The following is a 20,464-nucleotide window of genomic DNA, read 5'->3' as shown; positions in this document are numbered from 1 at the left end:
GTAACGATAGACAGGATGGGCAGAAAACATCGGACACAGATTATTAGCTAGCTAACTAATAAGAGTCCAGTAAAGCGGAAAGGTTTCTTGCGGACAAAAAAATGGGCGACCGAAGTCGCCCTAAATGCCTTGCGTGCTCGTGTACCGGAAGAATCAGCGCTGTTTGCGCTTGTTCGAATCCCTCCAGATGAAAATTCCGAAACCGACAAAGAACAGCAGCATAAGGCCGACTGTAATCACTCCAGCGATAACCACATTATCGAAGAACATATCGGCCTCCATTCGCCTGTCCCCTGTCTGATGGGCTCAAGGTAACCAATGGCTGGCGGAAGGAAATTGACCGAGGTCAATAGCGCCCGGAGCCGGGCGCGAAAGGCGGGTGCAGGGTTGACCTGCATCAAGTTTTCAACGCTTCTTGGGTTTGCCCTTGGGCTTTTTCTTGGCCTTGCCCAACGGCATGGCCTGCTCGAATGCCTGGCGTACTTCGTTCAGGCGTTTTTCATTGAGGTCGTGGACACGTCGAGCGCGCTCGGCGCTGAGGTCGATCAGGTTGTCATCTTGGCTCATGTTCTGGCTCAGGAAGCGGATGGCGATCCTGCAATAATGAAGGCTGTTACCTTCGCTGACCAGTGACTGAACGGCTCTTCAGACTTCGATATCGACCAACAGCCCCTGACGCGGCTGTTCGCCCATCAGCGGCGCGACCGGTACGGTGTTGTCGGCATTGACCTCATCACCCGGCAATGGCTGATAAAGTTCATCATCCCGGCTTGACTGGCGGCGGCCCTGTTGACGGCGTTGCTCTTCACGCAGGAGCAGCGCTGCTTTCTCCGGATCACGATGTTTCAGGTCAATGGCGCCCTCACTGGAGGCCGGTTGCGCGGGCACCACCGGCTTGATATCGGGGGTCGGCTTGACCGGGTCCAGTTGCGATGTCACTGGGGCGGCACTGAGCGGAATGATGGGCGGCAGCATGGGGGAGATCTCCTGTCGCCTCTGTGTCGGCTCGCCACCGATGGCCTTGAGCTGACAATCAATAATATTGTGGAGCGCATCACAGCCTCCGGTGCCCGGAGTATAGCGTCTGAGCCGTTAAGGCTCGTCGCTGTCCTCAGGTGCCGGGGCAATTTCGCTCCAGGGGCGGGTGAGCACCTTGTTCCATACGCTATCCAGATGCCCGCGCAGTACAGCCGGTGCCGATTGCAATGAAGGGCTGTCTTCGCGTTCACCGCCAAAAGGCGCTTCGCCTGGCGGCGTAATCAACGACTGACCAACAATGGCGTACCTGGCCTGCCCTTCCCGCAGCTCCACGCGCAACTCATGGGAATCGACCCCACCGCCACAGAAGGCATGACTGGCTACTGTTAGCTCGGCCACACCATCACTGTTCAAGTCACTGGCACCGCTGACATCGGTATAGAAGCCGACATCCAGATCCAGCCCGGAGCAGTCGGTTTCATGTTCGATCTTCCAGCGGGCCTTGAACTCGTCATTGCCTGCAGCTCGCCCGTACAGGGTCGCAGTGAGCAACACCCGATCAAGGTCTTCGCCGCTTTCTGCGTCACGCACCTGATCGTCGTTACGGCTGAGCACCAGTAGCGCTTCACCCTCGCGATCACGATAGTGCACAGCCTGCACCGGTGACTGAATACCCAAAGCATCGAGCTGTTGCGTGGGCAACGGCGCCAGCACTTCGAAGCGGGGTGAGTCACAGGCAGCCAGCAACGAAAGGCCGCCAAGGAGCAAAAAACGGGGTACACATAACGGTTTTGAACGCATGGATGTCACGGCCCTCACTGGCGACAGCAGTTTTCGTCGCTGAAATTGCTAGACTCTTTGGTCTGCACAGTCCTATCCGTTAAGATAGTCGGCTTTTCATGGCGGGAGTCAGGCAGTATGGCGCAGCAGTATCAACCGGGGCAACGCTGGATCAGCGACAGCGAAGCCGAGCTAGGTCTGGGGACCGTTCTGGCACAGGACGGCCGCTTATTGACCGTGCTCTACCCGGCCACTGGCGACACCCGCCAGTACTCCCTGCGCAATGCGCCCCTGACCCGGGTGCGCTTCTCGCCTGGCGACCAGATCACCCATTTCGAAGGCTGGAAGCTGACCGTGCGCGAGGTCGACGATGTCGACGGCCTGCTGGTCTACCATGGCCTTGATGGGCAAAACCAACCGTGCACCCTGCCGGAAACCCAGCTGTCGAACTTCATTCAGTTCCGTCTGGCCAGTGACCGTCTGTTTGCCGGCCAGATCGACCCGTTGCCGTGGTTTTCCCTGCGCTACAACACTCTGGAACACACCAGCCGCCAATTGCAGTCCTCATTGTGGGGCCTGGGCGGCACCCGTGCCCAACCGATTGCCCACCAGTTGCATATCGCTCGCGAAGTAGCCGACCGTATTGCCCCGCGGGTATTGCTGGCGGACGAAGTGGGCCTGGGCAAAACCATCGAAGCGGGCCTGGTGATCCATCGTCAGTTGCTCTCCGGCCGTGCCAGCCGTGTACTGATCCTGGTTCCAGAGAACCTGCAGCACCAGTGGCTGGTAGAAATGCGCCGGCGCTTCAACCTGCAGGTCGCCCTGTTCGACGCCGAGCGCTTTATCGAAAGCGATGCCAGCAACCCGTTTGAGGATGCCCAGCTGGCGTTGGTCGCCCTGGAGTGGTTGCGCGAAGACGAAAAGGCCCAGGACGCGCTGTTTGCCGCCGGCTGGGACCTGCTGGTGGTCGACGAAGCCCATCACCTGGTCTGGCATGAAGAACAGGCCAGCCCTGAATATTTGCTGGTCGAGCAACTGGCCCAGGTTATTCCGGGTGTACTGCTGCTGACCGCGACGCCTGAACAGTTGGGCCAGGACAGCCACTTCGCCCGCCTGCGCCTGCTCGATCCAAACCGTTTCCATGACCTGGCCGCTTTCCGCGCCGAAAGCGAGCACTATCGCCCGGTGGCCGAAGCAGTCCAGGAGCTGCTCGACGAAGGTCGCCTGTCGACCAAAGCCCACGCCACCATCGAAGGTTTCCTCGGTGCTGAAGGCGAGGCCTTGCTGGCCGCTGTCAACGACGGTGATACCCAGGCCAGCGCACGCCTGATTCGCGAACTGCTCGATCGCCACGGCACCGGCCGCGTCCTGTTCCGCAACACGCGTGCCGCCGTCCAGGGCTTCCCTGAGCGCAATCTGCATCCTTATCCGCTGCCAAGCCCCGATCAGTACATGGAGCTGCCGCTGGGCGAGCATGCCGAGCTGTATCCCGAAGTGGCATTCCAATCCCAGGGCGACAGCACAGAGGAAGAACGCTGGTGGCGTTTCGACCCTCGGGTCGACTGGTTGATCGATACCCTGAAGATGCTCAAGCGGGTCAAGGTCCTGGTGATCTGCGCCCACGCCGAAACCGCCATGGATCTGGAAGACGCCCTGCGCGTACGCTCCGGCATTCCGGCCACGGTGTTCCATGAGGGCATGAGCATTCTTGAGCGCGACCGTGCTGCCGCCTACTTCGCCGATGAGGAATTCGGCGCCCAGGTGCTGATCTGCTCGGAAATCGGCAGTGAAGGCCGTAACTTCCAGTTCGCCCACCACCTGGTGCTGTTCGACCTGCCGGCTCACCCTGACCTGCTCGAGCAGCGTATCGGCCGTCTCGACCGTATCGGTCAGAAACACATCATTGAACTGCACGTACCGTACCTGCAGAACAGCCCACAAGAGCGCTTGTTCCAATGGTACGACCAGGCTCTCAACGCCTTCCTGGCCACCTGCCCAACCGGTAACGCCTTGCAGCATCAGTTCGGCCCGCGCCTGCTGCCGCTGCTCGAAAGCGGTGACGACGGTGAGTGGCAAGCGCTGGTCGATGAGGCCCGCGCCGAACGCGAGCGTCTGGAGGCCGAGCTGCACAGCGGTCGCGACCGCCTGCTGGAACTCAACTCCGGTGGTGCTGGCGAAGGTCAGGAGTTGGTCGAGGCGATCCTTGAGCAAGATGATCAATTCACTCTGCCGATCTACATGGAAACCTTGTTCGACGCCTTCGGCATCGACAGCGAAGACCATTCGGAAAACGCCCTGATCCTCAAGCCGAGCGAAAAAATGCTCGACGCCAGCTTCCCATTGGGCGACGACGAAGGTGTCACCATCACCTACGACCGCAACCAGGCACTGTCTCGCGAAGACATGCAATTCATTACCTGGGAGCACCCGATGGTCCAGGGTGGCATGGACCTGGTGCTGTCCGGTTCGATGGGCAACACCGCTGTAGCGCTGATAAAAAACAAGGCGCTCAAGCCCGGTACCGTGCTGCTTGAGCTGCTCTATGTCAGTGAAGTGGTCGCGCCACGCGCCCTGCAACTGGGCCGCTACTTGCCACCAGCTGCGCTGCGCTGCCTGCTCGACACCAATGGCAACGACTTGGCCTCGCGAGTGTCTTTCGAGACCCTCAATGACCAGCTCGAGAGCGTGCCCAAAGCCAGTGCCAACAAGTTCATCCAGGCCCAACGTGATGTGTTGACGCCGCGGATCAACAGCGGTGAAGCCAAGATCATGCCGCGCCATGCCGAGCGAGTGGCCGAAGCGCAACGTCGTCTGGCGGCAGAAACCGACGAAGAGCTGGCCCGCCTTACCGCACTGCAGGCAGTCAACCCAAGCGTGCGCGACAGCGAGATCGACGCCTTGCGCAAGCAGCGCGAACAAGGTTTGGCGATGCTGGAAAAAGCAGCGCTGCGCCTGGAAGCGATCCGCGTGCTGGTAGCCGGCTAACCCCAAGGGTTGCTGCACACCGAACGCGGACCGGCCCATCGCCGCCAACGCCGGCTCCCACAGCCCTGTGGGAGTCGGCGACGCGTTAGCGCTTTAGAACCCCTCGCTATTGCCCCAATGCCCAAATCGTAGAATCAAAGTGCCATTAATCAGGATAGGTTAATGCGCGCTTTCTATACTCCTCCAGAACGGTCTCCAGACAGGCTTCTGGGGGACGAGTGAAAACTCGACAAAGAGGCAAGCTATGGAGTGGCTGGGGCTACATTTGCTCGCCGAACTTCCGGCAACCGGACAGATCATCCTTGAGTGCCATTACAACCCTTACCTGGTAGTACTGGCTTTTCTGGTAGCTGGCGCAGGCAGCTACGCCACCCTGAGCATGGCCGAACGCCTGAACCATGTGGAACACCCAGCAGCCCAGCGACAATGGCGACTGCTCGGTGCCTGCTGCCTGGCTGGCGGAGTCTGGGCGCTGCATTTCATCAGCATGCTGGCGTTTCAGGCACCCATTGAAGTGCACTACGACTTCGCCCTGACCGGCCTGTCGTTGGCGGTCATGCTGTTCGCTGGCTGGTTGGCGATGAATACCCTGGGCTTGCGGGATCTTCGCGCCCGGCATTTCCTTCAGGCGGCTGTTTGCATCGGCCTGGGTATCGCCGCGATGCATTACACCGGCATGGCTGCCATGCGTTCCAATGCCCAACAAATCTATCGCCCAGACATGTTCGCTGCTTCTATTGCCGTTGCCATCTGTACCAGCCTGCTGGCGCTGGTGCTGGCCCGCTACTTTCGCTATGGCAGCGGCACGCTCCATCAATTGCTCAAGTACGGCGCTAGCCTGCTGCTGGCCGGGGGGATTTTCGCCACCCACTTCATCAGCATGTGGGGCATGACCTTAATCATCCCCGCCGATGCCACCGTGACCCTGCCGAGCGCTGACAATAACCTGCAACTGAGCCTGACCATTGCCTTCATCACGCTGCTAGTCAGCGCCAGCAGCATCAGCGCAGCGCTGTCCGACCAAAAGCTGCAGAGCAAGGAGCACGATCTGCGTCGGGTGAACGTTCTGCTCAGCCAGCTAGACCAGGCACGGGTATCGCTGCAACAGGCTGCTCATTACGACGCCCTGACCAACCTGATCAACCGCCGCGGCTTCAATCAGGTATTTGCCGAGCGCCTAGCCGAGCAGAGTGTCAATGAGGGCATGTTGGCGGTGATGTTCCTCGACATTGATCATTTCAAACGCATCAATGACAGCCTCGGTCATGATGCTGGCGATGAGCTGCTCAAGGTTATCGCCGGCTACATCAAGGCGGCGACCCGCAGTCAGGATGTGGTTGCCCGTTTCGGCGGCGACGAATTCTGCATCCTCATCGCCCTGAACAACCGTGAAGAAGCCCGGCACCTCGCTCAGCGCATCATGCAAAAAATGAAAGAGCCGATTGACCTGGCCGGGCGGCGCATGGTCATGACCACCAGCATCGGTATCAGCATCTTTCCTGACGACGGTCGCAGCTGTGATGAACTGCTCAAGAATGCGGACCTGGCGCTGTATCAGTCCAAGGGGTGTGGACGCAACAGCCTTAATTTCTTCAACAGCGCCCTTAAGACTCGCGCTACGCTGGAGCTGCAACTGGAAGAAGAGCTACGTATCGCCCTGCTTGAAGAACGGGGACTGCGCATTCATTACCAACCGATTTTCGACCTGCATACCGGTCAGGTGGCCAAGCTTGAAGCCTTGGTACGCTGGCAGCACCCACAACACGGCTTGCTCAGCCCGGACCGCTTTATCGGCATTGCCGAAGCCAATGGGCTGATCACCGATCTTGACCTGTGGGTACTACGCCATGCCTGTACAGACCTGGCCCAATTGAATCGCCATGGATACGCCGGGTTAAAGGTCACGGTCAATTGCTCGGCCCTGACATTAGGCTGCGAAGCGTTGGCCAGGGAAGTTGAGCATGCCCTGCAACACGCCGGGCTGGCCGCCTCTCAGCTGGAGTTGGAAGTCACCGAAAACGCACTGATGGGCAACATTCACAGCACCATCGCTTTGCTCAAGGACGTTCGCGCGCTGGGCGTGTCGTTGTCGATCGATGACTTTGGCACGGGCTATTCATCACTGGCTTATCTCAAGCGCCTGCCGCTGGACACCCTGAAGATCGATCGCTCGTTCATTCAGGATGTGCCGCGCTGCCGAGAGGACATGGAGATTGTTCAAGCAATCATCATCATGGCCCACACCCTCCACCTACAAGTGATCACTGAAGGCGTGGAAAGCATGGAGCAATACCAGTTTCTCGCCCAACAAGGGTGCGACTTCGTTCAGGGTTATCTGCTCAGCCGCCCGGTGCCTTTGGGTGAGCTGCGTACAATCCTCAGTCGGCTCGACCAGCGCCATGAGCCGTCGCTGGCCAGCTTCAATCCTTACGCCGGTACTGTTCAATCAGTGTCGCCGGATCTTTTTGCAGATAGCCCTGACTTGCATGCAGGCGCATCAGCTGTGCGGCGAGGCCGCTGATCGGCGTTGCCGAGCCCTGTTCGCGCGAGAATTTCACCGCCGTATCCAGATCTTTGAGCAAGGTCCGCACGTGCCACTTGACCGGCTCGAAGCGGCTTTCGGCCATTTGTGGTGCGAGGATCTGCAACGGCTTGGAGTCGGCAAAGCCGCCAGCCAGGGCTTCGGCAAGCAAACTGGCATCGACGCCGGATTGCTCGGCAAGCGCCACTACTTCGGCAATCACCAGCGCATTACACGCCACGATCATCTGGTTGCAGGCCTTGGTCACCTGCCCTGCCCCCACCGGCCCCATGTGGGTGACCCGTTGACCGAGGGTCAGCAGCACCGGGCGCACACGCTCAAGGTCCGCGGCATTGCCACCGACCATGATCGCCAGACTGCCCGTTTCGGCGCCCGGCGTACCGCCTGAGACCGGCGCATCAAGCCAGCTCATACCACTGAGGGCGGCAAGTTCGGCGGCCATCTCGCGGGTCGCGGTCGGCTCCAGGCTGGAAAAGTCCACCAGCAACTGCCCGGCTTTAGCGCCCTTGGCAATGCCTTCGGGGCCAAACACCACCTCACGCACCACAGCCGTGTCGGCCAGACACAAGAGCACCAGATCAGCCGCCTGACACAGCTCGGCCGGCGTCGACACCTGTCGAGCGCCCGCCTCTACCAAGGCTGCGCATTTGTCCGGTGAGCGGTTCCAGACCGTCAGCGGATATCCCCCCGCCAACAAGCGCCGACACATCGGTAACCCCATCAGACCGATTCCGGCAAACCCCAGTGAAGGACGTGCAGTGCTCATGTACAGCTCCAGGCAGATTAAAGAAGTTCAATGATTGGACGATTCAGTTGCAGGCGTGACAAGGAAAACTCCTACGGCACTAGGGTAACCCCCTATCGCTCACGCCAAATGCGCACTGATAAAGTCGCGAAACTTATCCAGTGATGGCTCTATGATATCTACTAGAACAGCCACCCACCCCCAGGCAAATGGCGCAAAATGACCTCCAAGACTACTTCTGCCAACGCGGTTTCCGAGCTGACGTCATCCACTCCCGCGTTCAGTGCTTCAGGCTCCAAAGAATTCTACAGCCCGCGAGCGCTTAATCCGCAGCAGTACCTGTATTTCACCGAGACCGATATCCAGCGCATCCTCGACAACCTCGACGGCCTGCGTGATCTGGTGTTTCCGCCCAGCAGCCATGTTGAGGACGAAAGCCAGCTACGCCTGGATCAGCAGTTTCCCTCGGTTTGCCTGATTGGCCTGGGTCGTTGCGGCTCGAACATCGCCCTGGATGTCGCCGAACTTGTATACAACGCCCGCACCTTTTACCTCAACGAATTCAACAATGATGACCGCGCTGGCAGCGAGCCCAACTACAGCCCGGCGCGCTGGATTCGCAACAACCTGCGCCTGGTGCAGAACAAAGGCAGCAAGCCGGTATTCTTGGTTGAACCGCTGGTGATGCTGGGGGACCTGGACAAGGACATTGCCGGTCGCATTCGCTTCTCGCGCAAGGGTGAAAAAAGCGGTTTCATCCGCGACTACAGCAAAATGAAGATCATGGACCTCTCGGAAGTCCATGCCGGGGGCGCAGGCAATGCGCCGATCCTCGGCCAGTATCTGGCCAAGATCATCCTCAACAAGGAAACCCATCGTTTTTCCAGTGCAGACTGGAAGCTGATTCACTCTTACCTGATCGACTCCTGCGGGATCAAGGCCAACCAGTCGCGCTTGTACTTCTACATATTCAGCGCCGGTGGCGGTACTGGTTCGGGCATGGCCTCGGAGTTCGGCCTGGCCCAGCAGTACTCCTACATGAACAAGACATTCGACACCAAGCCTGCCGATGAAAACGACGGCAAGAGCGGGCATTCGTTTGTGTTCGAGCCGATTTTCACCAGTGGCATTTGCGTACTGCCGAACATTTCCGACCATCGCAGCGAAATGTCAGAAGCCCTGCACATCAACGCTGGACGCCTGCTGTGTAAGTACCTGTCGGAAGAATGGGACTTCTCCTATAACTTCGACAATGAAGACAGCAGCGAAGCCAGCGTCATGGGACGCATCCGCCCGTGGAACGCGATGATGCTGATTTCCAACGACATCATGCGCTACGCCGAAGAGAATGATGACGGCAACATCCAGAACATTGATGTCAATGCCATGGAAAAGCATGCCAACCAGTACATTTCCCAGCAGATCTTCAACATCCTCACTGCCCAGGCGGTGACCACCGACTACGACCAGAACTACTTCCGCCGCGCCGGTATCGATATCGGCGAAACCATTCGCCTGGATGCCAACGACCTGTTCATGAGCTTGGCCGGCCCTGTGGCCATTGCCTATGCCGAATCGGTGGTACCGGAACAGCCGTCGCCGAACTCAGAAAAATTCAAAGTGTTCGAGAAGGACCAGCCGCGGCTGAACATCGACGACCTGTTCTTCCGCTCCATCGACCTGCCGCACTTCAATAAAGTGACCCAGGCCATCGAAGGCATCAGCCTGCTGCCGATCGAGTCGAAGCGCTATCGTGCAGCCCTTGAGCAGTACAAGGCATCCGGCTATGACGCCGCCGCCCTGCATGACCTGCACTTTTTCAAGAATTGCTCGTCGGTGGTGTCGATCGTCTCGCTGCCCAAGGACTACAAGCTCTCGTACATGGACCTGAACCGGCTCAAGACGCACCTCAACAGCCTGTTTCCCAACACCACCCTCAAGCGCTATGCCCTGGTGATCGGTGCATCGGCGAACCTGTCGCTGACGACACTGATTGCCAAGAGCCCGTGCCTGTCAGACGACTTCCTGACCTTGATCGTGGCCTTCATCAAGCGTTGCTTTGCGCGTAACCCATACCGCTTCGACGATACCCTGGATAACGCCATCCTTGAGTTCATCACCAGCGATGAGTTCGACGAAGACCGCATCGACGACCTGCTCAACGAGTTCGAGAACCCGGCGAAGATCCTTGATACCAACTGGTACGCGATCAAGCCGATGTACGAGAAAAAATACCGCGAACTGATCAATGACAAGAGCAAGTTCGTCTCGATCAATGACATTCGCCTGTCGCGTGAATGCGTCAAGAAGGCGGTGAAATACCTGCGCGAGATCTTCCGCCACCGGATCGGCAAGACGCGGGTCATCTCGCTCAACAGCCATACCGGCAAAGTGGATTATTGAGCTGAGGTCTTATTCAGCCTTGTGGGAGCGGATTTATCCGCTCCCACGGGTTGTTACCGTTAACGTTAAGCACACTCAACTGTTACCAACAGCCACCCTCGCTGAACAGTCCCGCGCACCAAAATCTGCTCACTGCTCGTTTTCGCGCACCAATCTGGAGCGCACTCAGGTTTTTTTCTTTTCTTGAATCACAATAAACGGTGAAACCACCACGGCCCAGATCTCTGGATCGCGGCTCTGAAGGTCTAGCGCCTGCTCGGCAGACACCGGGCCGACAGTGCCAGCATTGCGCCATGCGGCAAAGGTTTCGCCACGGTTTTCGGCCATTGCCTGTGCAACTTCAATCAGGTCCAGGCTCGGGTCGACCCAAATCAGGTCACCCTTGGCCCAAAAACGCTCCAGGGCTTTCCACTCGATTACTGCGGTCTCGCCGAGCAGTTTGGCATAGAGGGTGCTTGGTTGATCAGTCATGGGTTCCTGCCAGAAATAATTCGACTACTTTAAGAGGTCGGTATTTTTGCAGAAAAACCCGGTTTCAAATAAGTAATTGATCGAAAAGGACTTGAAAGCAAAGGATGGCCGCTTGCAATAGGGCGAGACCAAGCCGCTTTCCTGTACGTTTCTGTCAATTAAGCGACACGCGCCGAATTTGTCCCCGCGGGCCTGCTTTTCAAGCGACAAAGCAGCGCTCTACACTGTACCGGTACAGTTGCCAGGGCCATTTCGGAGCAATCCGGTCCTCACGCTCTGGCCGCAGGACTATAAAAATTACAACAGAATGAGTGGAGCACTATGAGTAAGGCTACTAAGCAGATTTCCAAGCTGTTTGCCGCAATGGTTCTGGCCGGGGTTGCCAGCCATTCGTTTGCAGCCGATACCATCAAAATCGGCATCGCCGGCCCGAAAACCGGTCCGGTTACTCAGTACGGTGACATGCAGTTCATCGGTGCAAAACAGGCCATCAAAGACATCAACGCCAAGGGCGGCGTCGACGGCAAGATGCTCGAAGCCAAAGAATACGACGACGCCTGCGACCCGAAACAGGCCGTTGCGGTGGCCAACAAAGTGGTCAACGATGGCGTCAAGTTCGTAATCGGCCACCTGTGCTCCAGCTCCACCCAACCCGCGTCCGACATCTATGAAGACGAAGGCGTGATCATGATTACCCCGGCTGCTACCAGCCCGGAAATCACCTCCCGTGGCTACAAGCTGATCTTCCGCACCATCGGTCTGGACAGCGCTCAAGGCCCCGCCGCCGGCAACTACATCGCCGACCACGTCAAACCGAAAGTGGTTGCCGTGCTGCACGACAAGCAGCAATACGGTGAAGGCATCGCCACTGCCGTGAAGAAAACCCTGGAAGACAAAGGCACCAAGGTTGCCGTCTTTGAAGGTCTGAACGCCGGTGACAAGGACTTCTCCTCGATCATCCAGAAACTCAAGCAAGCCAATGTCGACTTCGTCTACTACGGCGGCTACCACCCAGAGCTGGGCCTGATCCTGCGTCAAGCCAAAGAAAAAGGCCTGAACGCCAAGTTCATGGGCCCTGAAGGCGTTGGCAACGACTCCATCTCGCAGATTGCTCAAGGCGCTTCCGAAGGCCTGCTGGTGACCCTGCCCAAGTCCTTCGATGCCGAGCCTGAGAACAAGGCCATCGTCGACGCTATCAAAGCCGATGGCAAAGACCCAAGCGGCCCGTTCGTGTTCCCGGCCTACTCCGCTGTCGAGCTGATTGCCAAAGGCATCGAAGCCGCCAAGTCTGAAGACACCGACAAGGTGGCTGCAGCCATCCATGCTGGCACCTTCAAGACCCCGACTGGCGATCTGTCGTACGACAAGAACGGCGACCTGAAAGACTTCAAATTCGTGGTCTACGAATGGCATTTCGGCAAACCTAAAACCGAAGTTTCCCCTCAGTAATCCCGTCTGACTATATGACTACAAGCCCACTGTGCGAGCAGTGGGCTTTGTTTTACGAGGTTCATGGGCCTGACTCCCGCGATCCGGGGGCAGGTTCACCTGAAAATCTTAAAACCGTCACCAGCGGTTCTCTGGCAGTGCCTGCGTCGACGTGGCTCAAGACCACCCGAGCGAGCCGGGTCAAGCCCACCAGTGAAATGCGTATCGGGTTTTTAGGAGCGCTGTAATGCCTGAGATCTATCACTTCTTCCAACAGCTGGTTAATGGTCTGACCATTGGCAGCACCTATGCCTTGATAGCCATTGGCTACACAATGGTTTACGGCATCATTGGAATGATCAACTTCGCCCATGGCGAGGTCTACATGATCGGTTCCTACGTGGCCTTCATTGCCCTTGCCGGGCTGGCCATGATGGGTATCGATTCACTGCCGATATTGATGACCGTCGCCTTCGTCGCCACGATCTTCGTCACCAGTGCCTATGGCTACAGTATCGAACGGGTCGCCTACCGCCCTTTGCGTAACAGCAACCGGCTGATCCCGCTGATTTCTGCCATTGGTATGTCGATTTTCCTGCAGAACACCGTATTGCTATCCCAGGACTCTAAGGACAAGTCCATCCCCAACCTGATCCCGGGGAGCATCTCCTTCGGCCCAGGCGGCGCAGAGGAAGTGCTGATCTCCTACATGCAGATCCTGGTTTTCATCGTCACCCTGGTGGCCATGACCGGTTTGACCCTGTTCATCTCCCGCTCTCGCCTGGGGCGCGCTTGTCGCGCCTGCGCCGAAGACATCAAGATGGCCAACCTGTTGGGCATCAATACCAACAACATCATCGCCCTGACCTTCGTCATCGGTGCCGCCCTGGCGGCCGTGGCGGCGGTACTGCTGAGCATGCAGTACGGCGTGATCAACCCCAACGCTGGCTTCCTGGTGGGCCTGAAGGCCTTCACCGCGGCGGTGCTGGGCGGCATCGGCAGTATTCCGGGTGCCATGCTCGGGGGGCTGGTGTTGGGTGTGGCCGAAGCGTTCGGCGCCGACATCTTCGGCGACCAGTACAAGGACGTGGTGGCTTTCGGTCTCTTGGTTCTGGTGCTGTTGTTCCGTCCGACCGGCATCCTCGGCCGTCCGGAGGTTGAAAAAGTATGAACAAAAATCTCAAACAGGCGTTCTTCAGCGCCTTGCTGGTCTGGGCCGTCGCCTTCCCGGTGCTTGGCCTGAAACTCAGCATCGACGGCATCAACCTGATCGTTCACAGCCAAGGGCCTTTCACCCTCACGGTCATCGCCGTGTGTTCGGTGCTGATGTTCTTGCGCGTCTTGTTCGACAAGCAATGGAGCGCGGTAACCAGTCGGCGCTCGGACCGCAAGTTGATCTCGCCCGCCATGAGCAACTTCCTGACCCTGCCCAAGACGCAACGCTGGGTGATCATGGGGCTGATCGTGTTGGCGCTGGTCTGGCCGTTCTTCGGCTCACGCGGCGCAGTCGACATCGCTACCTTGATCCTGATCTACGTGTTGCTGGGCCTGGGCCTGAACATCGTGGTGGGTCTGGCTGGCCTGCTCGACCTGGGCTATGTCGGCTTCTACGCCGTCGGCGCCTACAGCTACGCCCTGCTGTCGCACTACTTTGGCTGGAGCTTCTGGATCTGTCTGCCGATCGCCGGCATGATGGCGGCGACCTTCGGTTTCCTGCTCGGCTTCCCGGTATTGCGCTTGCGCGGTGACTACCTGGCGATCGTGACCTTGGGTTTCGGTGAGATCATCCGCCTGTTCCTGCGTAACCTCACCGGTTTGACCGGCGGTCCGAACGGCATCAGTAACATCGAGAAGCCCACCTTTTTCGGCCTGACCTTTGAACGCAAGGCCGCCGAAGGCATGCAGACCTTCCACGAATTCTTTGGTCTGCAATACAACTCGATCAACAAGGTGATCTTCCTCTACCTGGTTGCCCTGCTGCTGGCCCTGCTGGCGCTGTTCGTGATCAACCGCTTGCTGCGCATGCCCATCGGTCGTGCCTGGGAAGCGCTGCGTGAAGACGAGATCGCTTGCCGTGCGTTGGGTCTGAACCCCACCGTGATCAAACTCTCGGCGTTCACCCTCGGTGCCTGCTTCGCCGGTTTCGCCGGTAGCTTCTTCGCCGCGCGCCAAGGCCTGGTGACGCCGGAGTCGTTCACCTTCATCGAGTCGGCGATCATCCTCGCCATTGTCGTGCTGGGCGGTATGGGTTCGCAGTTGGGCGTGATTCTCGCGGCCATCGTGATGATCCTGCTGCCTGAGTTGATGCGCGAGTTCAGCGAGTACCGCATGTTGATGTTCGGTGCGCTGATGGTGTTGATGATGATCTGGCGTCCGCAAGGCCTGCTGCCTATGCAACGTCCCCATATGGAGCTGCGTCGATGAGCCGCGAAATTCTGCAAGTCAGCGGCCTGAGCATGCGCTTCGGCGGCTTGTTGGCGGTCAACGGCGTGGCCCTGACCGTCAAGGAAAAACAGGTGGTGGCGTTGATCGGCCCCAACGGTGCCGGCAAGACCACGGTGTTCAACTGCCTGACTGGCTTTTACAAGCCCAGCGCCGGCACCATCCTGCTCGACGGCCAGCCGATCCAGGGCCTGGCCGGCCACGAGATCGCCCGCAAAGGCGTGGTGCGCACATTCCAGAACGTGCGTTTGTTCAAGGACATGACCGCGCTGGAAAACCTGCTGATCGCCCAGCACCGGCACCTGAACACCAACTTCTTTGCTGGCCTGTTCAAAACCCCGGGCTTTCGTCGCAGCGAGCACGAAGCGAAAGAGTACGCACGGTACTGGCTGGAGAAGGTCAACCTGTTCGAGTTCGCCAACCGTCCTGCAGGCACACTTGCCTACGGCCAGCAACGTCGCCTGGAAATCGCCCGCTGCATGATGACCCGTCCACGGATCATCATGCTCGACGAACCGGCAGCCGGCCTGAACCCAAAAGAGACCGAAGACCTCAAGGCGCTGATCAGCGTGTTGCGTGAAGAGCACAACGTCACCGTGCTGTTGATCGAACACGACATGAAACTGGTCATGAGCATCTCCGACCATATCGTCGTGATCAACCAGGGGACGCCCCTGGCCGACGGTACGCCGGAACAGATCCGTGACAACCCTGAAGTGATCAAAGCCTACCTGGGGGAAGCGTAAATGCTGCAGTTTGAAAACGTTTCCACGTTCTACGGCAAGATCCAGGCGCTGCACAGCGTCAACGTCGAGATCCACCAGGGCGAGATCGTCACCTTGATTGGCGCCAACGGTGCGGGCAAATCGACCCTGTTGATGACCTTGTGTGGCTCGCCCCAAGCGCACAGTGGCAGCATCAAGTACCTGGGCGAAGAGCTGGTCGGCCAACCCTCCTCGCACATCATGCGCAAAAGCATTGCGGTGGTGCCGGAAGGTCGTCGGGTGTTCGCTCGCCTGACCGTCGAAGAAAACCTGGCGATGGGCGGTTTCTTCACCAACAAAGGGGACTACCAGGAGCAGATGGACAAGGTCCTGCAACTGTTCCCGCGCCTGAAGGAGCGTTTTGCCCAGCGTGGCGGCACCATGTCCGGTGGTGAGCAGCAGATGCTTGCCATTGGCCGGGCGTTGATGAGCAAACCCAAGCTGCTGTTGCTCGACGAGCCATCGTTGGGCCTGGCACCGATCATCATTCAGCAGATCTTCGATATCATCGAGCAACTGCGCCGTGATGGGGTGACGGTGTTCCTGGTTGAGCAGAATGCCAACCAGGCACTGAAGGTTGCCGACCGTGCCTATGTGCTAGAAAACGGCCGGGTGGTGATGCAGGGCACTGGCGAAGCGCTGTTGACCGATCCCAAGGTACGCGACGCTTACCTGGGCGGCTGATCGGCGCCAGCAAATCTCCTGGCTGCCCCTGTAGCCGCTGCCGCCAGGCTGCGATCGGGCGTGAAACGGCCGTCATTTACGCCCATCACGGTGACTGGATGACGACTGCTTCGCAGCCGATCGCAGCCTGGTGGCAGCGGCTACAAGGCCTGTAACGCCTGGCCGCTGCATTTGAACCAGTGCAGCAGATAATCAGTAAGCACCTGAACCCGCTTGGGCATCCGGCCTTGATAAGGATGGACCAGAAACAACGGTACACTGCGGGTCTGATAATCACGCAACAGCCATTGCAGGCGCCCATCAGCCAGTTCCGCGTGCACCATGTAGGACGGTAACCGAGCAATCCCGGCGCCGAGCAGTGCAGCCTTCTTCAGCAAGCTGTAATGGTTACTGGCAAAACTGCCGCCGACCTGCACACGCAGCAACTCATGCTGTTGGTGATACAACCACTCCTCCCGCCCGCTGTAATGGCTATTGAGCAGACAGCGATGGCCACTCAGCTGCGCGGGCGTGAGCGGTTCGCCATGACGGTCCAGGTATGCAGGACTGGCACAGGTCAACTCCTGCATGGCCAACACCGGGCGCGCGACCAGGCGCGCATCGTCCTGTACCTCGGTGCGGATCGCCAGATCAAAACCATCGCCGAGCAAGTCACGGTAGCCATTGTTCAGCTCCAGCTCCACTTGCAGGTCCGGATAGGAAACGGCGAACTCCAGCAACAATCCATCGAAAAAAGTCTCGCCCAGCGATACCGGCACGCTGATTCGCACCGGTCCCGCCAATTCATCCTTGAGCATCGCCAGGGTTTGCCGGGCGCCTTCCATCTGCCGCAACAGCGCCTGGGCCTGAGGTAACAACATCGCCCCGGCGGCAGTAAGGCTCAGGCGCCGCGTGGTGCGATGCAGCAACTTCACGCTATGGCTGGTTTCTAAAGCACTGATGCGCTTGGACAGCTGCCCTTTGCTCCAGCCAAGCTGCTGCGCGGCCTGGGTAAAACTACCCAAATCCATCAACACGGCAAAGGCTGCCAAATCGTCCAGTTCGCTCATGGATTGTTTCCAGATGAAAACCAAAGGTTGCCTATTAGCACGCTTATCCTAGAAAAAATCCACCCTAGACTTGAGCCTGATTCCCACCATCTATAAAGGAACGGCTCAATGAAAATCCTCTTGATCGGCGCTAGCGGCACTATCGGCTCGGCCGTGGCCAAAGAACTGGAGCAACGCCATGAAGTGCTGCGCATCGGCCGCAGCAGCGGTGACTACCAGGTCGACATCAGTGACAGTGCCTCGATCCGCCGCCTGTTTCAGCAGACCGGCCGTTTCGATGCCCTGGTCTGCGCCGCCGGTAACGTCACCTTTGCCCCCTTGGACGAGATGAGCGAAGCACACTTTGCCCTGGGCCTGAACGATAAGCTCATGGGCCAGGTCAACCTGCTGCTGATCGGTCGTGAATTCATCAATGATGGCGGTTCGTTCACCTTCACCACGGGCATCACCAGCCATGACCCGATCCGCACTGGTGCTTCGGCCAGCCTGGTCAACGGCGCCATCGATGCCTTCGTCAAGGCCGCCGCCATCGAGCTGCCCCGTGGTTTACGGGTCAACTCGATCAGCCCCAATGTCCTGGAGGAAGCCATGCCGGCCTACGCCCCGTACTTTCGCGGTTTCAAACCGGTACCCGGCGCCGAGGTAGCACTGGCCTACGCCAAGAGCGTCGAGGGGCTGCAAACCGGCCAGACCTATCATGTCGGCTAAGGCCTTGTGATCAGCGTCCAGCCTGCGTAACGTGGCGGCACCTTTCGGTAGAGACCCTGGAGTTTGCTCGATGCGTGCCGCCCCTTCGCTGTTGCTTGTCACCCTGTTGCCCCTGTTCGGTGGCTGCCAGATGCTGGCCGATAAACCGCAGGCTGCTTCGACTGCAGGCATGACCCGCATGCAGGGCGAACTGAGCGCCCAAGGCGGTCAGTTGCTGTTCAAACCCTGTACCGAAAACCGTCACTTTGCCGTCTTCGATGCCGGTAACACCGGCGTGCTGCAGGAAGCTGCCGCCCTCGCCGATGAACCGGGCACTCTGTTCGCCGACGTCATTGGCACCCTCGGCGCCAGCCAGAAAGCCGGCAACGACGGGCAACTGAACGTTCAGCGCCTGTACCGCGTGGAACACTCCAACAGCGCCTGCAGCGATCCCAACTTCAAGCGCCTGACCGTTCGCGCACACGGCAATGAACCCGATTGGGACCTCAAAGCCAGCGGTAAGGGCATGGTCCTGACGCGCCCTGGAGTGCCGGAACTGGCCGTGCCGTTTCTGGAAGAACAATTGCCCGATGGTCGTTTCAGCCTCAGCACCGAGGCCAACGGTCAACGCGTTGAGCTCTGGGTCGCTCCGCAACGCTGTGTCGACAGCATGAGCGGCGCTGTCAGCCACCTGAGCGCCGAGCTGCGGGTCAACGGCCAGACCATGCGCGGTTGCGGTTACTACGGTGGCTCACGCAACGACTGATTATCGGCACTTGCTTTTATCCTGCCTGCAAAGGCAGCGAACAGCTTATACTTGGCGGTTTGTGTAAAGCCGCCGGCCGTTCATGGCCGGGATACTGGACCCTGCCATGTTACGAATCACCGAACTGAAGCTGCCGCTGGATCATCCTGATGAAGCCCTGCGCGAGGCCATCGTGCAACGCCTGGGCATCAGCGACGAGCAGTTGCTGGACTTCACCCTGTTCAAGCGCAGCTATGATGCCCGCAAGAAGAACAGCGAAATGCTGTTCATCTACACCATCGACCTGAACGTCAGCAACGAAGCCGAACTGCTGCATAAGTTCGCCGACGACCATAACGTCAATATCGCGCCAGATGTCAGCTACAAGGTGGTCGGCCAGGCACCTGCTGACCTGCAGGAGCGCCCTATTGTCGTCGGTTTCGGCCCGTGCGGGATTTTCGCCGGCCTATTGCTGGCGCAGATGGGCTTCAAGCCGATCATCCTTGAGCGCGGCAAGGAAGTCCGCCAGCGCACCAAGGACACCTGGGGCCTGTGGCGCAAAAGCGTACTCAACCCCGAGTCGAACGTGCAGTTTGGCGAAGGCGGTGCGGGTACCTTCTCCGACGGCAAGCTCTACAGCCAGATCAAAGATCCGCAGCACCATGGCCGCAAGGTCCTGCACGAGTTCGTCAAAGCCGGCGCGCCGGAGGAAATCCTCTACGTCAACAAACCGCACATCGGTACCTTCCGCCTCACCGGCATGGTTGAGAACATGCGCCACGAGATCCATGCGCTGGGCGGCGAAGTGCGCTTTGAAGAGAAAGTCAGCGACCTGTTGATGGAAGAAGGCCAACTCAATGGAGTGGTGCTGGCCAGCGGCGAACAGCTGCATTCCAAGCATGTGGTCCTGGCGCTGGGCCATAGTGCCCGTGACACCTTCCGCATGCTGCATGCCCGCGGCGTGTTCATGGAAGCCAAGCCGTTTTCCATTGGCTTCCGGATCGAACACCCCCAATCGTTGATCGATCAGGCACGCCTGGGTAAATACGCCGGACACCCGAAGCTTGGTGCCGCCGATTACAAGCTGGTGCACCACGCCAAAAACGGTCGTTCGGTCTACAGCTTCTGCATGTGCCCAGGTGGCACCGTGGTAGCCGCCACCAGCGAACCAGGACGTGTGGTCACTAACGGCATGAGCCAGTATTCGCGCAACGAACGAAACGCCAACTCGGGTATCGTCGTGGGCATTACCCCGGAGCAGGATTATCCGGGTGGCCCGCTGGCCGGTATCGAGCTTCAGGAACAACTCGAAGCCCATGCCTATGTACTGGGCGGCAGTAATTATCAGGCGCCAGCCCAACTGGTCGGTGACTTTGTCGCGGGTCGGCCATCCACAGCACTGGGCAGTGTCGAGCCGTCGTACAAGCCTGGGGTCAATCTTGGCGACCTCGCACCGAGCCTGCCTGACTTTGCCATCGAAGCCATTCGTGAAGCCCTGCCGGCCTTCGATCGTCAGATCAAAGGCTACAACCTGCACGATGCGGTGTTGACCGGGATCGAAACGCGTACCTCGTCGCCGCTGCGTATCACCCGTGATGCCAGCATGCAGAGCCTGAACCTCAAGGGCCTGTTCCCGGCGGGTGAAGGTGCAGGTTATGCCGGTGGGATTCTGTCGGCAGGTGTCGACGGGATTCGCATTGCCGAAGCGGTAGCACGCAGTATGTTGGGCTTGAAAGGCTAATCGAGCAGTGGGAGCGGATG

At 58.9% G+C, this 20,464-nt stretch carries 18 protein-coding genes; 11 read left to right on the top strand and 7 right to left on the bottom strand.

Going from position 1 to position 20,464, the window contains the following annotated elements:
• Window positions 1–153: 153 nt before the first annotated feature.
• From ccoM to CX511_RS06575, 4 genes are all read right to left on the bottom strand, one after another.
• A complete protein-coding gene (gene ccoM, locus CX511_RS25470; protein WP_045185836.1) occupies window positions 154–270 on the bottom strand; it encodes a cytochrome c oxidase subunit CcoM in 117 nt (38 codons plus the stop codon).
• 135 nt (window positions 271–405) lie between these two features.
• On the bottom strand, window positions 406–567 hold the full coding sequence (locus CX511_RS06585; RefSeq protein ID WP_177327796.1) for a hypothetical protein: 162 nt from the start codon (window positions 565–567) through the stop codon (window positions 406–408).
• 78 nt (window positions 568–645) lie between these two features.
• Window positions 646–975, bottom strand: coding sequence for a hypothetical protein (locus CX511_RS06580; RefSeq protein ID WP_045185835.1), 330 nt, complete (start codon window positions 973–975; stop codon window positions 646–648).
• Window positions 976–1,092: 117 nt separating this feature from the next.
• Window positions 1,093–1,779, bottom strand: coding sequence for a M949_RS01915 family surface polysaccharide biosynthesis protein (locus CX511_RS06575; RefSeq protein ID WP_045185832.1), 687 nt, complete (start codon window positions 1,777–1,779; stop codon window positions 1,093–1,095).
• 117 nt (window positions 1,780–1,896) lie between these two features.
• Between CX511_RS06575 and rapA the strand changes: the two genes are divergently transcribed.
• Both rapA and CX511_RS06565 read left to right on the top strand, forming a co-directional pair.
• On the top strand, window positions 1,897–4,743 hold the full coding sequence (gene rapA / locus CX511_RS06570) for an RNA polymerase-associated protein RapA (protein ID WP_045185830.1): 2,847 nt from the start codon (window positions 1,897–1,899) through the stop codon (window positions 4,741–4,743).
• A gap of 244 nt (window positions 4,744–4,987) precedes the next feature.
• Window positions 4,988–7,264, top strand: a complete 2,277-nt coding sequence (locus CX511_RS06565; protein WP_101293691.1) for a putative bifunctional diguanylate cyclase/phosphodiesterase — start codon at window positions 4,988–4,990, stop codon at window positions 7,262–7,264.
• Here CX511_RS06565 and CX511_RS06560 read toward each other — a convergent pair.
• Window positions 7,164–8,051, bottom strand: coding sequence for an NAD(P)-dependent oxidoreductase (locus CX511_RS06560; RefSeq protein ID WP_045185828.1), 888 nt, complete (start codon window positions 8,049–8,051; stop codon window positions 7,164–7,166). The two genes, CX511_RS06565 and CX511_RS06560, sit on opposite strands and share 101 nt — an antisense overlap.
• A 198-nt stretch (window positions 8,052–8,249) precedes the next feature.
• Between CX511_RS06560 and CX511_RS06555 the strand changes: the two genes are divergently transcribed.
• Window positions 8,250–10,433, top strand: coding sequence for a hypothetical protein (locus CX511_RS06555; RefSeq protein ID WP_045185827.1), 2,184 nt, complete (start codon window positions 8,250–8,252; stop codon window positions 10,431–10,433).
• A 165-nt stretch (window positions 10,434–10,598) separates the two neighbouring features.
• Here CX511_RS06555 and CX511_RS06550 read toward each other — a convergent pair whose 3' ends face one another.
• Complete coding sequence (locus CX511_RS06550; protein WP_045185826.1) at window positions 10,599–10,904, bottom strand: DUF2288 domain-containing protein; 306 nt, start codon at window positions 10,902–10,904, stop codon at window positions 10,599–10,601.
• Window positions 10,905–11,225: 321 nt separating this feature from the next.
• Here CX511_RS06550 and CX511_RS06545 point away from each other — a divergent pair, with 321 nt between their 5' ends.
• The 5 genes from CX511_RS06545 to CX511_RS06525 all read left to right on the top strand — a co-directional run bounded on the left by CX511_RS06545 (window position 11,226) and on the right by CX511_RS06525 (window position 16,222).
• Window positions 11,226–12,353 carry a branched-chain amino acid ABC transporter substrate-binding protein gene (locus tag CX511_RS06545; RefSeq protein ID WP_045185824.1) on the top strand — a complete coding sequence of 376 codons (1,128 nt, stop codon included), beginning with the start codon at window positions 11,226–11,228 and terminating at the stop codon, window positions 12,351–12,353.
• A gap of 226 nt (window positions 12,354–12,579) precedes the next feature.
• The gene (gene livH, locus CX511_RS06540) at window positions 12,580–13,503 is read left to right on the top strand and encodes a high-affinity branched-chain amino acid ABC transporter permease LivH (RefSeq protein ID WP_045185823.1); all 924 of its coding nucleotides are present in this window, start codon (window positions 12,580–12,582) and stop codon (window positions 13,501–13,503) included.
• The gene (locus CX511_RS06535) at window positions 13,500–14,756 is read left to right on the top strand and encodes a high-affinity branched-chain amino acid ABC transporter permease LivM (RefSeq protein ID WP_045185821.1); all 1,257 of its coding nucleotides are present in this window, start codon (window positions 13,500–13,502) and stop codon (window positions 14,754–14,756) included. The genes livH and CX511_RS06535 overlap by 4 nt, the downstream gene beginning before the upstream one ends.
• Window positions 14,753–15,520, top strand: coding sequence for a high-affinity branched-chain amino acid ABC transporter ATP-binding protein LivG (gene livG / locus CX511_RS06530; protein ID WP_045185819.1), 768 nt, complete (start codon window positions 14,753–14,755; stop codon window positions 15,518–15,520). Before CX511_RS06535 ends, livG begins: the two co-directional genes overlap by 4 nt.
• A complete protein-coding gene (locus CX511_RS06525; protein WP_045185817.1) occupies window positions 15,521–16,222 on the top strand; it encodes an ABC transporter ATP-binding protein in 702 nt (233 codons plus the stop codon).
• A 140-nt stretch (window positions 16,223–16,362) separates the two neighbouring features.
• On the opposite strand, the gene CX511_RS06520 is transcribed toward CX511_RS06525, so the two are convergent.
• Window positions 16,363–17,271: a LysR family transcriptional regulator gene (locus CX511_RS06520; RefSeq protein WP_045185815.1), complete on the bottom strand. Its 909-nt coding sequence runs from the start codon at window positions 17,269–17,271 to the stop codon at window positions 16,363–16,365.
• 108 nt (window positions 17,272–17,379) lie between these two features.
• On the opposite strand from CX511_RS06520, the gene CX511_RS06515 reads away from it, so the two are divergent.
• The 3 genes from CX511_RS06515 (at window position 17,380) to CX511_RS06505 (ending at window position 20,444) form a co-directional block, all read left to right on the top strand.
• Window positions 17,380–17,979 carry a short chain dehydrogenase gene (locus tag CX511_RS06515; RefSeq protein WP_045185813.1) on the top strand — a complete coding sequence of 200 codons (600 nt, stop codon included), beginning with the start codon at window positions 17,380–17,382 and terminating at the stop codon, window positions 17,977–17,979.
• Window positions 17,980–18,049: 70 nt separating this feature from the next.
• On the top strand, window positions 18,050–18,724 hold the full coding sequence (locus CX511_RS06510; protein ID WP_045185811.1) for a COG3650 family protein: 675 nt from the start codon (window positions 18,050–18,052) through the stop codon (window positions 18,722–18,724).
• A 106-nt stretch (window positions 18,725–18,830) separates the two neighbouring features.
• Window positions 18,831–20,444 (top strand): NAD(P)/FAD-dependent oxidoreductase, encoded by a 1,614-nt coding sequence (locus tag CX511_RS06505; protein ID WP_045185810.1) that lies wholly within the window; start codon window positions 18,831–18,833, stop codon window positions 20,442–20,444.
• The last annotated feature ends 20 nt before the right edge of the window (window positions 20,445–20,464 follow it).

Origin of the sequence: Pseudomonas sp. S06B 330 (assembly GCF_002845275.2) — a bacterium.
Classification (GTDB): domain Bacteria; phylum Pseudomonadota; class Gammaproteobacteria; order Pseudomonadales; family Pseudomonadaceae; genus Aquipseudomonas.
The sequence above is the reverse complement of the archived record's forward strand: the minus strand, read 5'-3'. Positions and strand labels throughout refer to the sequence as shown.